This is a genomic window from Candidatus Sulfotelmatobacter sp. (assembly GCA_035498555.1).
GTDB lineage: Bacteria > Eisenbacteria > RBG-16-71-46 > RBG-16-71-46 > RBG-16-71-46 > DATKAB01.
On record DATKAB010000119.1, the window covers coordinates 1 to 14,865 of the forward strand.

13 protein-coding genes are annotated in these 14,865 nt (G+C 66.9%); 11 read left to right on the plus strand and 2 right to left on the minus strand.

Features of this window, described 5'->3' with window-relative positions; translation table 11 throughout:
- Positions 1-394 (plus strand): alpha/beta hydrolase (locus tag VMJ70_10405; GenBank protein HTO91530.1); only part of this gene is annotated, 394 nt, incomplete at its 5' end.
- Positions 395-480: 86 nt separating this feature from the next.
- On the opposite strand, the gene VMJ70_10410 is transcribed toward VMJ70_10405, so the two are convergent.
- Both VMJ70_10410 and ribA read right to left on the minus strand, forming a co-directional pair.
- On the minus strand, positions 481-1,017 hold the full coding sequence (locus VMJ70_10410) for a peroxiredoxin (protein HTO91531.1): 537 nt from the start codon (positions 1,015-1,017) through the stop codon (positions 481-483).
- A gap of 282 nt (positions 1,018-1,299) precedes the next feature.
- Positions 1,300-2,046 carry a GTP cyclohydrolase II gene (gene ribA, locus VMJ70_10415; GenBank protein ID HTO91532.1) on the minus strand — a complete coding sequence of 249 codons (747 nt, stop codon included), beginning with the start codon at positions 2,044-2,046 and terminating at the stop codon, positions 1,300-1,302.
- Between the two features lie 217 nt (positions 2,047-2,263).
- On the opposite strand from ribA, the gene VMJ70_10420 reads away from it, so the two are divergent.
- The 10 genes from VMJ70_10420 to VMJ70_10465 form a co-directional block, all read left to right on the plus strand.
- Positions 2,264-2,875 (plus strand): hypothetical protein, encoded by a 612-nt coding sequence (locus VMJ70_10420; protein ID HTO91533.1) that lies wholly within the window; start codon positions 2,264-2,266, stop codon positions 2,873-2,875.
- A gap of 10 nt (positions 2,876-2,885) precedes the next feature.
- Positions 2,886-4,661 (plus strand): asparagine synthase-related protein, encoded by a 1,776-nt coding sequence (locus VMJ70_10425; protein HTO91534.1) that lies wholly within the window; start codon positions 2,886-2,888, stop codon positions 4,659-4,661.
- A gap of 182 nt (positions 4,662-4,843) precedes the next feature.
- A complete protein-coding gene (locus VMJ70_10430) occupies positions 4,844-6,157 on the plus strand; it encodes a citrate synthase (GenBank protein ID HTO91535.1) in 1,314 nt (437 codons plus the stop codon).
- Between the two features lie 17 nt (positions 6,158-6,174).
- Positions 6,175-7,881 carry an NAD-dependent malic enzyme gene (locus VMJ70_10435; protein HTO91536.1) on the plus strand — a complete coding sequence of 569 codons (1,707 nt, stop codon included), beginning with the start codon at positions 6,175-6,177 and terminating at the stop codon, positions 7,879-7,881.
- A gap of 36 nt (positions 7,882-7,917) precedes the next feature.
- Positions 7,918-8,979: a serine hydrolase domain-containing protein gene (locus tag VMJ70_10440; protein ID HTO91537.1), complete on the plus strand. Its 1,062-nt coding sequence runs from the start codon at positions 7,918-7,920 to the stop codon at positions 8,977-8,979.
- Between the two features lie 222 nt (positions 8,980-9,201).
- On the plus strand, positions 9,202-10,635 hold the full coding sequence (locus tag VMJ70_10445) for a radical SAM protein (GenBank protein HTO91538.1): 1,434 nt from the start codon (positions 9,202-9,204) through the stop codon (positions 10,633-10,635).
- A gap of 12 nt (positions 10,636-10,647) precedes the next feature.
- Positions 10,648-11,376, plus strand: coding sequence for a phytanoyl-CoA dioxygenase family protein (locus tag VMJ70_10450; protein ID HTO91539.1), 729 nt, complete (start codon positions 10,648-10,650; stop codon positions 11,374-11,376).
- A gap of 75 nt (positions 11,377-11,451) precedes the next feature.
- Complete coding sequence (locus VMJ70_10455; GenBank protein HTO91540.1) at positions 11,452-12,006, plus strand: sigma-70 family RNA polymerase sigma factor; 555 nt, start codon at positions 11,452-11,454, stop codon at positions 12,004-12,006.
- Positions 12,007-12,020: 14 nt separating this feature from the next.
- Positions 12,021-12,365, plus strand: a complete 345-nt coding sequence (locus VMJ70_10460; protein HTO91541.1) for a hypothetical protein — start codon at positions 12,021-12,023, stop codon at positions 12,363-12,365.
- 152 nt (positions 12,366-12,517) lie between these two features.
- Positions 12,518-14,865: arylsulfatase (locus VMJ70_10465; GenBank protein ID HTO91542.1), on the plus strand; the 2,348-nt coding region annotated here is incomplete at its 3' end.

The window sequence follows — 14,865 nt, forward strand, 5'->3', positions numbered from 1 at the left end:
GAAGGGGCTGAGCCATCTCGCGCCGCACGCTCACGTCCTCAAGCTCGACAACGCCGACTTCTCGCGCGATCCGGTGGCCGTCCAGGCCCTCAACGACGATCCTTTGATCGCCAACGAAGTCCAGCCGACCCAGACGGTCGCTGCGATGGTCATCGCCGACGAACAGCTGAAGAAGGAGTTCCCCAACCTGAAGCTGCCGGTGCTGATCATTCACGGCACTCAGGACCGGGCGACGCGGCCGTCGGGCAGCCAATTCTTCTACGACACCGCCGGTTCCACCGACAAGACGCTCAAGTTCTACGAGGGCTACTTCCACGATCCTTTGCACGACGTCGGCAAGGAGCAGGTGATGGCCGACATCCAGCGCTGGATCGAGAAGCGGCTCTCGCGCTAATCCACATCCACGCGAAGAGCCTGCCCGGGCGCCGCCCGGGCAGGCTCTCTGCGTTCGACGCCTGGTGACGGCGTTCGGCCGTCGCGCTACTTCAACGCCTTGATCGCTCCCTCGAGTTTCATGAACGAAACCGAATCGCGCGGACTGTAGGTCATGTCGATGTAGGCGATCTTGCCCTTCTTGTCCACCAGGAACACGGTGCGCTTGTTGTAACCGTATTCGGCCATGTAGCTGCCGTACTTCTTGGCCACCGCGTGATCGTGGTCCGAAGCCAGCCGGAACGGCAGGTTGTGGTACTTCGCCCATTCGTGGTGGGAGAAGATGTAGTCGCCGCTCATCGCGATGACGTCGGCGTTCAGCGCGCCCAGCATCGAGAAATTGTCGCGCAGCGTGCAGACCTCCTTGGTGCATCCACCGCTCCAATCGGCGGGATAGAACGCCACCACCACGTTGCTCTTGCCCGCGAAAGACGACAGCGTGAGCTTGTCGCCGGCGATCGAGTCGCGCGTGGCATAGGGAAGCGAGAAGTCGGGCGCGGCGTCTCCAACTTTGAGGGCGGGTTCGTCCGCGCGCGCCACGCCGGCGGCCATCAGGGCCATCAGGCTGATCCAAAGTCTTTTCATCGGGGCTCCGAAAGTGAGGGGGTGGGAGACTGGGGCTTGGCGTCCCCCATGGGGGGGCGATTGTCGCGCGACACCGGCGGGACGCTCTTTAGATACCGGCACATGGCACGCAGATCCTCCTCGTTCATCCTCTGCAAACCCTGCCACGGCATCGGGGAGCCTGGCAGGACTCTGCCCACACGGAATCGGGTCACGAATTCCCCCAGCACCAGGGCGATCGGCATCACCGGGATCCCGAGCAGAAACCTTCGGATCACGGTGCGGCTCCTCCGCGCCTGAAGATCAGGCCTCGCCTTCGACGATGACCGGGTCGTTCTGCTCCAGCAGGTGCGGCTTGCCCTCGAACTCGATCTGATGGCCCGAACGGCGGGCCTTGGTCTCGAGGTAGAAGCGGTTCCAATCGTTGGCCGGAATGACGTGCGGAATCCGCCCGCTCACGCGAATCCCGAGCCTCTCCAGCTCCTCGACCTTGCGAGGATTGTTGGTCATCAGGCGAATCGAGCCGATGTTGAGACTCACCAGCATGTGCGCCGCCACCTCGTAATCGCGCTCGTCGTCGCGGAAGCCGAGCGCCAGGTTGGCGTCCACCGTGTCGAGCCCGCGATCCTGCAGCGCGTAGGCGCGCAGCTTGTTGATCAGACCGATGCCCCGGCCTTCCTGCCTCATGTAGAGAACGAGTCCCCGCTGCAGACCGGAGATCTTGTACATCGCCACCTCGAGCTGATCGCGGCAATCGCAGCGAAGGGAGCCCATTACGTCGCCGGTGAGGCACTCGGAATGGAGCCGGGTGGGAATGTCCTCACCACCCATCACGTCGCCATGCACCATCGCGATGTGTTCCTTGCCGTCGCGATTGTTCCAGAAACCCACGATCTTGAAACGGCCGAAGCGGCTCGGCAGCTCGGCGACCGCCGCCACCTTCACGCAAATGTGGTGGGGGCCAAGGCCGTCGCAGTCATGGTCCTTGTCGCGCTCGACCAGATCCTCGAGCTTGTCGAGACGCGGGAACTTCCCGCAAGGCTGAGGCATGCCGGCACGATAGCATGTCGAGGGCGATCGGGCCGCCCGTGCACGGGGCCGCGGACCGCGCAAGGCCATCCTCGAACCGGGCGTCTCTCGAAGCCATCGCGGGTCCGCACGCGTGCTGCAGCGGTCGGCGGGGCCGGTCGAGGAGCTGCGCGCTCTCGCTCGGAATCGAATCTCTCGACTTGCCGCTACCCGCCAGCATGCTAGCGTAGCGACCACGATGCAGGAACGGATTCCCTCACCGCTCGAAGCCTGGGCGAACTTCTACATCATCGTCGGCTCCGCGGCCGCCGGACTCACCGGACTCCAGTTCGTCGTGCTCACCCTCATCGCCCAGGCCAGGGGGCTGCGCGGGAACGAGGATTCGGTCTCCGCCTTCGGCAGCCCGAACGTGGTCCACTTCTGCGCCGCGTTGCTGGTGGCTGCGATCCTGTGCGCGCCCTGGCACACCGTGGGTCAGGCCGGCGTCCCGCTGGCGTTGTGCGGCATCGGTGGCGTGATCTACAGCATGGCGGTGTTCCGCCGGGCAAGGCGCCAGCAGGGCTACACGCCGGTTCTCGAGGACTGGCTGTGGCACAACATTCTGCCGACCCTTGCTTACGCCGCCACGCTGCTCGCGGGGGTGATGCTCACGCGCTTCACGGAGGGCTCGCTGTTCGCGCTGGGCGGAGCTGAATTGCTCCTGGTCTTCATCGGCATCCACAACGCGTGGGACACGGTCACCTACGTCACCTTCATCGAGGCGCAGCGCGAGCGAGAAGAGACGGCGGCGGCGGCCAACGCGCCGGCGCCTCCGTCGCCGCAGGCTCCGCGCTCCACCACCGGCGGCTGATCGCTCCCGCGTGTCCGCGATCCTGATCGTCCGCGATCCGGACGTCGGCCGCCGCGAGCTGGGACTGCGCGCGGCCGAGGCCGCGATGCGCCGGTTCGATCTCGCGATCGGCTCAGGTGGACGGGGACCGGTCGCGATGCGGTGGGGAACGTTTGCAGGAGCCCCGGTGAGCCAGGCGCCCGGCGCCCTGGTGATCGGTGATCTGATCCCGGGCCCGGGAGCCGAGCGGCTCGCCGCCGCCGAGTACGCCGCTCGAGCGGCCCGCGAAGCGACGCCACCGGCCTGCGACGGCTATTACTTCGCGGCCACCTTCGATGCCCTCGGCGCGCTCACCATCGCCGCCGACATTCTCGGCGCGTTCCCGGTCTACTACGCGGGCGCCGGGGAAGCGCTGCTCGTCGCGTCGAGCCCCGCGCTGATTCGCTATTACCCGGGCGTCACTTCGGCGCTGGATCACGCCGGGCTCGCCGCGCTGCTGATCACCAACGGTTCGGTCGGTGGGCGGACCCTATATAAAGGTATCCGCCGACTGCCGGCCGGGGTCGTGCTGATTGCAACGCCCGGCTCCCCGCCTCGCGAGCGACGGCACTACGCGATCGAACTCTCGGGCGCCAGCCACGATCAACCCGTTCAGGAATGCGCGGCGCGATTCCACGAAGCGCTCTCGGATTCGGCTCGCCGCCATGTGCCCGCGGGCGTTCCCCACACGCTGCTGCTCTCCGGCGGCATCGATTCGCGCATGATCGCCGGTGTGCTCGCGCGCCAGGGGATTCCGCTCCGCGCCGTGACGCGTGGTCTCGTGAGCGATCTCGAGTATTTCTGCGCCCGGGCGGTCGCGAAACAGCTTCGCCTGCCGCATCAGCGAATCGCGGATCGAAATGCCACGTTCGCGGAGTTCGAGCGACTGCTCGAGTGGGAGGGCCTCGCCTGTGGACCCGATACGGCGAACGTCGAGCTGGACGAGGCGGTGCCCTGGGAGCATCCGCATTTCGTCTCGGGCCACATGGCGGATCCGATTCTTGGAGGAGTCACGGTCGGCAAGGCGTTCGATCGCGGCTCGCGAACCACGAGCTTCGAGCACTACCTGAAGGTCACCAATGCCTGGGGGGTGCCGCTCGACGCGCTGCCGCGATTGCTGCGTCGCGACGTGTTCGGCGACAGCGTTCACCTGATCATCCAGGAGCTCCGCCAGGATTTCACCTGCGCCGCCGACCACGATCTCGCGCGCTCCTGGCTCCACACCATGGGACTGAAGGAACGATTCGCAATCGGCGGCATGCTCAATCGTCTGGCGTTCCGGAGCTGGCCGCGGTCGCCTCAGGTGGACCGGCGGCTGCTCGCCGTGGCGGCAGGGATGCCGCTCGCCCTGCTGGACGGACGGAGACTGCAGCGCGAGATGCTGATCCGATTTCACCCGGAGCTCGCCCGGCTGCCGCTCGACCACAACGACCCCGACGTGACCCCGCTGCTGCCCGGGATCTACGACCTGGTGCGCGCCGGTCTCGATCGACGGCTGCGTCGCCTGCGCGGTCGCCTGCGGCTCCCGAATCCCGAGCGGCGTTACTACTTCCGCACCTACGATTTCGAGGGCGCCGGCTGGCGCGCGCTTCGCCAGGCCGCCGAGCCCGATCGCGAACGGGCCCTCGCCCTGTTCGATCGCGATGCGTTCGAGGCGCTCGTTCCACGCGCCGGGCAGCGCACTCCGCCGGTCTCGCGCCTGGAAGATGCCTCGGCGGCCAAGTTGCTGCTCGGCGTCAGCGTCTGGCTGCGGGTCGGGCTCGGCTGAACGGCGTCCGCCATTGCGGCAGGCGGGCCTGACTGCCTGTCAGATCGACCCCGCCGCTACACCCGCAAGTGCGGCGTTTTTCCGGAGGTTCCTCTAGCACGGCTCTTGCGAGTTGCCTGAGTCACACAGCCGCGTTTCCGGCGCCCGTGTGGTGCGAGGCGCCGACGCTGGAGGAATCAGCCATGACCACGCAGATCCTTCCCATGGTGCCGGCCGCGTCCAAGGCCACGATCGAGTACGACGGCCGTTCGGTTGCTCTTCCCGTCATTCGCGGAAGCGAAGGCGAAGAGGCGATCGACATCGCCACGCTGCGCCAGAAGACGGGCCTCATCACTCTCGATCCCGGATTCGGCAACACCGGCTCCTGCCGCAGCGCGATCACGTTCATCGACGGCGAAAAGGGGATCCTGCGCTACCGCGGCTACCCGATCGAAGAGCTCGCCGAGCGCGCCTCGTTCCTGGAGGTGGCGTGGCTGCTGATCCATGGCGAGTTGCCGTCGCCGGCCCAGCTCGCAAGCTTCGAATCGGAAGTGAAGCATCACTCCATGCTCCACGAGGACTTCCGCCGCTTCTTCGACGCGCTCCCCAAGGACGCCCATCCCATGCCGGTGTGCGCCGCGGCGGTGGGGGCGCTGGCGACCTTCTATCAGCAGCCCGAGACCGAACAGCTCACCCACGACACGATCGTGCGGTTGATCTCCAAGATGCCGACGATCGCCGCGTTCTCCTACAAGCACTCGATCGGGCAACCCTTCATCTACCCGCGCAATACGCTCGACTACTCGACCAACTTCATGCACATGATGTTCGCGACCCCGTGCGAGCCGTATGAGGTGGATCCGCGACTGGCGCGCGCCATCAACCTGCTGCTGATCCTCCACGCCGACCACGAGCAGAACTGCTCGACCAGCACGGTGCGGGTGGTGGGCAGCTCCCAGGCCAATCTGTTCGCGGGGATCGCCGCGGGCATCGCGGCCCTCTGGGGGCCGCTCCACGGCGGCGCCAACCAGCAGGTGATCGAGATGCTCGAGCAGATCGTCCGCGAAGACGGGAGCGCCGAGAAGTTCCTGGCCCGGGCCAAGGACAAGAACGACACCACCCGTCTGATGGGCTTCGGCCATCGCGTCTACAAGAGCTACGATCCCCGTGCCGCGATTCTCAAGAAGACCTGCGCCGAGGTCATTCGCGTCACCGGCGGAGGCTCGAGCCGACTGCTCGACACCGCGATGAAGCTCGAGGAAATCGCGTTGCGCGACGAGTACTTCGTGAGCCGAAAGCTCTACCCGAACGTCGACTTCTACTCGGGCGTGATCTACCGGGCGCTGGGCATCCCGACCAACATGTTCACGGTGATGTTTGCGCTCGGCCGCACTCCCGGCTGGGTGGCTCACTGGCTCGAGATGCGTCACGACGCCGACACCCGCATCGCTCGACCGCGGCAGATCTACACCGGCGCCACCCAGCGCGCCTACCGGCCGATGTCCGAGCGCCGGTAGGAATCGCGAGGCCCCACATGGTCCGGTTCGAGGAGCGGAAGGTTCCGGTCACCGGCGAGAAGTACGTCACCGTATTCGGAAGCGGCACCGCGCTGCGCGACGACCCGATTCTGAACAAGGGGACGTGCTTCCCCGAGGCCGAGCGGGATGCACTGGGGTTGCGCGGACTGTTGCCCCCGGACGTGGCCACGCCGGAGGAGCAGGAGGAACGCGCCTACGGCCACTATCGGCGAGCCACCGACGACATCCAGCGTTACCTCACTCTGGCGGCGCTCCAGGACCGGAACGAGACGCTGTTCTATCGACTGCTCTCGCATCATCTCGAGGAGATGGTTCCGATCGTGTACACGCCGACCGTCGGCAAGGTGTGCGAGCAGTACAGCCACATCTACCGGCGGCCGCGCGGGGTGTACGTGTCTTCGCGCGATCGCGGCCGGATCGCCGAGGTCCTGAGCAATCAGCGGCGAGAGGGCTGTCGGGTCATCGTGATCACCGACAACGAGGCCATCCTCGGCATCGGCGATCAGGGCGTCGGCGGAATGGGCATCGCCATCGGCAAGCTCGCGCTCTACACCGCCGGCGCGGGCATCCATCCGGCCCGCGCGCTGCCGCTCGACTTTGACGTCGGCACCGACAATGCCGCGCTGCTCGACGACCCGCTTTATCTGGGGGTGCGCGAGCCTCGATTGAAGGGCGAGGCCTACTTCAGCCTGCTCGACGAGCTGGTCGAGGCGATCCTGAGCATCTATCCCGGGGCCCTGGTGCAATGGGAGGACTTCGCCAAGCACAACGCGTTTCGCGTCCTCGAACGCTATCGGCGTCGCCTGCTCTCGTTCAACGACGACATCCAGGGCACCGGGGCGGTAGTGGTGGCAGGCATGCGCCGCGCGCTCGCGCGAGTCGGGCGCCACTGGGGAGACGAACGGATCGTGCTCTATGGCGCGGGCGCCGCCGGAGCCGGCTGCGCGCTGGCGCTGCGGGCGACTCTGCGCGAGCAGGGGGTTCCCGAATCGGAGCTCAACCGCCGAGTGCTGTGCCTCGATTCACGCGGACTCGTTCTCGCCGATCGGCCCGGACTGGAGGGGGAGAAGCGCGACATCGCGGCCGATCCTGCACTGGTCACCGATTGGCTCGGAGCGCCATCGCCTCCCGGGCTGCTCGACGTCATCGAGCACTTCCGGCCCACCGCTTTGCTCGGCGTCTCGGGTCAGCCCGGCGCGTTCACCGAGCAGGTGGTGCGCTGGATGCAAGTGGGTTGCGAGCGACCCATCATCCTGCCGCTCTCCAATCCGACCAGCCTGTGCGAGGCCACGCCCGAGAACCTGCTGCGGTGGACCCACGGCGCCGCGGTGGTGGGGACCGGAAGCCCGTTCCCCGATGTCGTGCACGGCGACATTCACTACCAGATCGGCCAGGGCAACAACGCCCTGATCTTCCCCGGCATCGGCCTCGGTGCAACCGCGGTGGAAGCGTGCTGGCTTCCCGACTCGGCCTTTGCGGCGGCGGCGGGTGCGGTGGCCGAATTCCCGATTGCCGCGGGGCCCGGCGCGCCGATCTACCCGCCGCTCTCGAAGTTGCGCGAGGTCGCCCGCCAGGTGGCGCGTGCTGTCGGGCGCTCGCTGGTTTCGAGCGGCGACGCGCCGCACATCTTAGATGCCGAGGTGGACGCGCGCATCCGGAGCGCGACCTGGGAACCGGTGTACCTGCCCTACCGGCCGGCCTGATTCCGGCCAGACGCAGGACATGGCATCATCGGTCCCGTGGGCGCGCCGCCGGCGATACTCGAGTCCCTGATCGCGCGTTCGCGCACCCCCGCGGTCCAGTACCTGGCCGTCGACGCCTCGAGCACGCGCTTCGAATTCCACGGCGGCCTCGCCGATCTCGACCGTGGAACTGCGCTCGAATCGACCACCACGATGATGGCCTATTCGATGAGCAAGACGCTCACTGCGGCCGCCGTCCTCCGGCTGGTCGAGATGAAGCGAATCGCCCTCGACGATTCGATCGCCGAGTGGGCGGGGCCGATTCCCTACGACCGAGCGATCTCGGTGCGACAGTTGCTCACCCACACTTCGGGAATCCCGAACCCGATCCCGCTCCGCTGGGTCCATCCTGCGGCCGAACATGCCCGCTTCGATGAAGCGGCGGCTCTCGATCGAGTGCTCCGGGCGCATGCTCGACTGGCATTTCGGCCGGGCACGCGCTTCTCCTATTCGAACCTCGGCTATTGGCTGCTCGGACGAGTGGTGGAGCGCGCCAGCCGCGAACCGTTCTCCGAGTTCGTGGCCGCGCAGCTCCTCGCGCCGCTCGGCCTGGCGGCTTCCCAGCTGGGCTACGCGATTTCCGATCCCGCCCGCCATGCGACCGGCTATCTCGAGAGGACCTCCATACTCAACCTGGTCAGGAGATTCGTCATCGATCCCCGGTTGATCGGCCGCTATCATGGCCGCTGGCTCTCGCTCCAAAGCCACTACGTCGACGGACCTGCCTTTGGGGGCCTGGTGGGGACGGCGAAGGGATTCGCGCGGTTCCTTCAGGATCAGCTCGCGACTCGATCGCGCATCCTCGGCGATGACATGCGCGCGCTGTTCTTCGAGCGCCAGCAACTTGCGAGCGGCACGCCCATGCCCATGACGCTGGGCTGGCATGTCGGCGGCACTCACGGCCGGGCGTTCTTCTACAAGGAGGGAGGAGGGGGCGGATTCCACTCGATGATGCGTCTCTATCGCGACCGCGGGGTGGGCACGGTGATCATGGTCAACGCCACCGGCTTCGACGTCGGCGCGACACTCGATAGGCTGGATCCGGAATTCCTGGCATGAGGCGAGCGACCACCACATGAAGGATGCGGGACTCGCGGGCTCGGCGGCCTCGCCGTTCATGATGCGCCCGACCACGCCGTGCTCCACCACGCGGCCGAACGGCGGACTCCGGTGCGATTCGGAACCGCGATCGCTTCGCACCTGGGGCGTCGCTGCCCGGGCTGCCGGTCAACGACCAGCGCGTGACGATTCAGTGCGACTTCCCTTGACCTCGGAGGCCGAGTGGCCAGGGTCCTGCTGATCCTTCCCCATCTGCCACAACGCATGGGCACGCCCTACCTCGGGCAACAGTACGTCGCCTCCGCGCTGCTCGCCGACGGGCACGAGGTGCGATGCCTGGATCTCGCCGCGATCCGCAGTGAAGGTCGGGACGAGGTCGCGGTCGAATCGGCCGAGCGCTTTCGCCCGGATCTGATCGGCATGACCCTGTTCACCTACAACGCCCGCCGCGGATACGCGCTGGCCGAACGGCTCGACGGGCTCTCGCGCTGGCGGGTGGCCGGCGGCCCGCACGTGACCGCCGTCCCCGACGAGCCGCTGGCGCATGGGTTCGACATCGCGATCGCGGGCGAGGCCGAGCGGCTGATGGTCGATTTGGCCCGCGCCTGCGACGGCGGCGACGCGATGCCGGTGCGTCCCGGCGTTCACTCCGCCGGGCTCGATGGCGGCTCTCACCAGACCCTCGACGACCTCGACGCGCTGCCGTTCCCGCTCGAGAGCTATCGGTGCTACGAGCCCGGCTGGTATTCCGAGGGCGCGATGGTGGTGCCCGGCGGCCTCATGACCAGCCGTGGCTGCCCGGCGCGCTGCACCTTCTGCGCCAATCACGTGACCGGGCGCGTCTATCGCTGGAGGTCGTCCGCGAACGTGGTCGCCGAGATGAAGGCGCTACGCGAGCGCCATGGCGTCATGCACTTTCCGTTCTGGGACGACGCCTTCACCGCGCGACGCCTGCGCATGCTCGAACTATGTGACGCGATTCTCGCCGAGCCCTCGCTCCGCGGCGCGACCTGGACCTGCATCACCCCCGGGAACATGGTGCGGGCCGGCGATCTCGCTCGCATGCGCGAGGCCGGTTGCGTGGCCATCAATTTCGGGATCGAGAGCGGCGACTACAACATCCTGCGCGTCATCCAGAAGGGGCAGAAGCCCGAGCAGGTCCGCGCCGCCGTGGACGCGGCGAAGGCGGCCGGGATGACCACCATCGTCAACTTCATGTTCGGCTTCCCCGAGGAAGGCGTCGCCGAGCTCGAAAACACCCGCCGATTCATGGACCAGCTCGCGCCGCACACCGACTATTTCAACAATCGCGGCGTGCTGGTGCCGATGCCCGGCACCGCGATCTACGACCGCGGACACGAACGCTTCGGTTTCACGCGCTGGTGGCTGGACGCCAGCCGCGTCGTCGACGAGCCCAACGTCCACGTGCTGGATCCGCGGGCGATTCAGGAATATCTCGAGCACGATCCGACGCTCGATCTCGACTTCTTCGGCTATTCGAGCGAGGTGCGCGCGGCGATCGCCGAGTGCGTGCGCTTCAAGGCTCGCCACAATGCCGGCACCATGGGGCGGTTGGCGTCAGCCGCGACCCGCGCGAGCCCGGTGGGAAGCGCGCCCCTCGATCTGATCCAGAATGCCGCGGCCTCGGTGGGGTAGGAGCGCGCCAGGATGGAGACCTTCAGGGTCGTGCCGTTGCTCGATTCATCCGCATCCCTGGGTGAACCCGACGAGCTGATTCGCCGCGCGGGAAGCGACGGCTATCTCTACCTCCGCGGGCTCTTCGATCCGAATGTGGTGCGCGATCTCCGCAGGCTGGTTCTGGCGGAATGCGTGCGACTCGGGTGGCTCGAGGCGGGTTCCGCCACCGATTTGGCGCGCGCGCACCCGACGCTGCGCGGGATTCGGACCGGCGATCCACAGTCGGTCGAGCTGCTTGCACGCGTGCTGCCTTCCGTCGAGCTGGATCGGATTCGCCGTGAGCCGAGCCTCGAGCGCATCCTGGGCGCCGTATTCGGCGGCGGCTTCGAAACGCACCAGGGCGACGTCTGTCGCGTGGTGTTTCCGAACGCGGAACATCTCACCACGCCGCCGCATCAGGACGGCGCCTATGTCGGTGTCGAGCGCGAGTGCTGGACGGTGTGGACGCCGCTGGGCGATTGCCCGCTGGCGCTCGGCCCTCTGGCGCTCGCGCCCGGCTCGCATCGCGGGGGCCTGTTCGAGCACTCGGGGGGTGCGGCGCGGATACCGGGGGAGCCCGGTCGCGGCGAGTGGGCGGCGAGCGACCTCACCTGCGGCGATGCGCTGCTGTTCCATGCCCTCACGATCCACCGGGCCCTGCCCAATCGGAGCGGCGATACGCTGCGGCTCTCCGTGGACTGCCGCTACCGGGCTGAATAGCGCACCTCGTCCACAATATCCGCCGGGGCGATTCGTCTACACCATCGGGTGAGCACTGCGGCGGAACGGGAGCGGATGGAACCCGAATCGGACCGGCGGATCTCCGAAGTCGTGGAGCGGGAGCGATCCCGGCTCCTCGACTTCATCCGCCGGCGAGTTCCCGATCCCGGCGACGCCGAGGACATCCTGCAGGAGGTGTTCTTCGAGCTGGTCGAGGCGAACCGGCTGCTGATGCCGATCGAGCACGTCACCGGCTGGCTGTTCCGCGTGGCGCGCAATCGCATCGTCGACCTGTTCCGCAAGCGTCGGCACGAGCGCTTCAACGCTGCGGTCGAGGACGAGCACGGCGAGCAGCTGGCGCCGGAGGACCTGCTGCCCTCGCCCGACGACGGGCCCGAAGCCATGCACGCGCGCGCCGCACTCCTCGACGAGCTCGAGGCGGCGATCAACGAACTGCCCGCGGAGCAGCGCCAGGTGTTCGTGGCGCACGAGCTGGAGGGGCGGAGTTTTAAGGAGCTGGCCGCCGAGAGCGGCCTCCCGCTGAACACGCTGCTGTCTCGAAAGCGCTACGCAGTACTTCGCCTGCGAGAGCGGCTGCGAGATATGTACGAGTCATTCGAAGGCGACTGAGGAGGGAATCGATCATGAACCGGGCAAGGAGGCTGATCTGGATCGCGCCGCTGGCGCTGATCGCCATCACGCTGTTCGCGATTCTCGGCGGCGAGGCGGTGAAGTGGCTGTGGAACTGGTTGACGCCCCCGCTGTTCGGATGGCGCACGATCACCTTCTGGCAGGCGCTGGCGATGCTCGCGCTCGCGCGGATCCTGTTCGGCGGCCCGGGCTTCGGCGGCAGCGGCGGCAGTCTGCGCCGCCGCATGCAGGAACGGTGGGACGTGCTCACACCCGAGGAACGCGAGAAGATCCGGCAACGCATGCGCGCGCGCTGGGGCTTTGGAGCGCCCCCGGGCGAGGGCACGCCGACCGCCTGAGCTTTCGCTTGACGCCATGCGGAGTTACTCTCGGCCGTCGCCGGACCACCACGCCCTAATTCGCATCTTCTCAGCCTGACGCGCCGCAACGCCGACGGTCCAGCCCTCGAGTTCATGAGTCGCATGCCCCAACCCATGCCGAGAGGTGACCCATGTCGAAGCGATCGGCAGTCCCGCTTACGCTGCTCCTCGCCGCCGGCGCGCTGATTCTCGGCGCGCAGGGCTGCGGTGAGAGCAATGGCACCGGCGGTGGCAGCACCGCGTCCTTCGCGACCCCGAGCGTGCCGCCCGGATTCAAAGGGAAGATCGCGCTCGACATTCGCCAGTCCAAATCCGACTGGACTCCATTCACGCCCAAGCGCGCGCCGGAGGGCTCGCCCAACGTCCTGTTGGTGCTCTACGACGACACCGGCCTCGCCGCATGGTCGCCGTACGGCGGCCGCATCAACATGCCGACTCTGCAGCGCCTGGCGGACACCGGGCTCACGTACACGCAGTGGCATACCTGCGCGCTCTGCTCGCCGACCCGCTCCACCATCCTCACCGGCCGCAATCATCACCTGAATGGGATGGCTTCGATCACCGAAGCCGCCGACGGTTACCCGGGTGCGAGCGGCTACGTTCCTGCGCAGTGCGCGACCCTGGCGCAGATCCTTCAGGACAACGGTTGGGGCACCTTCTGGATCGGCAAGGATCACAACGTGCCCGAGCAGGACGTCGCGCCCGGCGGGAGCCGGAAGCAGTGGCCGGTGCAGATGGGGTTCGATCGCTACTACGGATTCCTCGGCGGTGAAACCAACCAGTGGTATCCGGATCTCGTGGAAGACAACCGCTTCGTGGATCCGCCCTACGGGCCGGATCAGGGTTATCACCTTTCGAAGGACCTCGCCGATCACGCCATCGAGATGATCCGCAATCAGCAGGCCAGCAACCCCTCCAAGCCCTGGTTCATGTGGTTCTGCCCGGGGGCCAATCACGCGCCACACCAGGCGCCCGCCGACTACATCGCGAAGTACAAGGGCAAGTTCGACGACGGCTACGAAGCCTATCGCAGCTGGGTGCTGCAACGCATGATCGACAAGGGAGTCATGCCGAAGGGCACGCAACTCACGCCGATCAATCCGCTCCCCGATTCGATCGCGAACAAGGGCGACGTCGTTCGCCCCTGGAACTCCCTCACCGCTGACGAGAAGAAGCTGTTCTCGCACATGGCCGAGGTCTACGCCGGCTTCTCGGAGTACACCGACGCCCAGGTCGGTCGTATCGTCGACTACCTCCAGGACACTCATCAGCTCGACAACACGCTGGTGATCTATTGCGCCGACAACGGGGCATCGGGCGAGGGAAGCCCCAGCGGCTCGGTCAACGAGAACAAGTTCTTCAACGACTACCCCGACGAGATGTCGGAGAACATGAAGTACCTGACTCGTCTCGGCTCACCCGACACCTACAACCACTATCCGACCGGCTGGGCGGTCGCGTTCTCGTCCCCGTTCCAGATGTTCAAGCGCTACTCGAATTTCGCGGGCGGCACCTGTTGTCCGCTGGTGATCTCGTGGCCGAAGGGCATCCAGGCGCACGGTGAGCTGCGCAACCAGTACCACCACTCGGTGGATCTGGTGCCCACCATCCTTGATGTCTGTGGCCTGCAGATGCCGGCGGTCTATCGCGGGGTCCGACAGTGGCCGCTGTCGGGCGTGTCGATGCGCTATTCGTTCGACGCGGCCCCCGACGCACCCACCCAGAAACACATCCAGTACTACGCGATGCTCGGCACACGCGGGATCTGGAAGGATGGGTGGAAGGCGGCGGCGCTACATGCTCCGCTCACCGGCAGGGGCCATTTCGACACCGACGGCTGGCTGCTCTATCACACCGACGTCGACCGTTCGGAGTCGAAGGATCTCGCGAAGGACAACCCCGACAAACTGAAGGAGCTGATCGCCGCCTGGAACGATGAGGCGCAGAGGAATCTGGTGCTGCCGCTCGACGATCGGACCGCGGTCGAGATGCTGGGCGTCCAGCGCCCGAGCTCGGAGCCGGCGCGCCAGCGCTATCTCTACTATCCGGGTTCGTCGGCGGTTCCCGAGGGCGTGGCGGTGAACATCCGCGGCCGCTCGTACAAGATCCTGGCCAACGTCGAGATCGCCGATCCAAACGCTTCGGGAGTGATCTTCGCGCACGGCTCCCGCTTCGGTGGTCACGCACTCTTCATCAAGGATCACAAGCTTCACTACGTTTACAATTTCCTCGGCATCGCGCCCGAGCAGGATTTCTCCTCACCGCCGCTCGCCAAGGGGAAGTACTCGCTGGGGATGGAATTCACGCGAGACACGACCGGCACGCACGGCGAGTCGATCGGGCACGTGAAGCTCTACGTGAACGACAAGGTGGTGGCCCAGGGCCCGATGCGCACCCAACTGGGCAAGTTCACCCTGGCCGGCGACGGCCTGTGTGTGGGCTTCGACAGCGCCGACGCGGTGAGCCACCAGTACAGGGC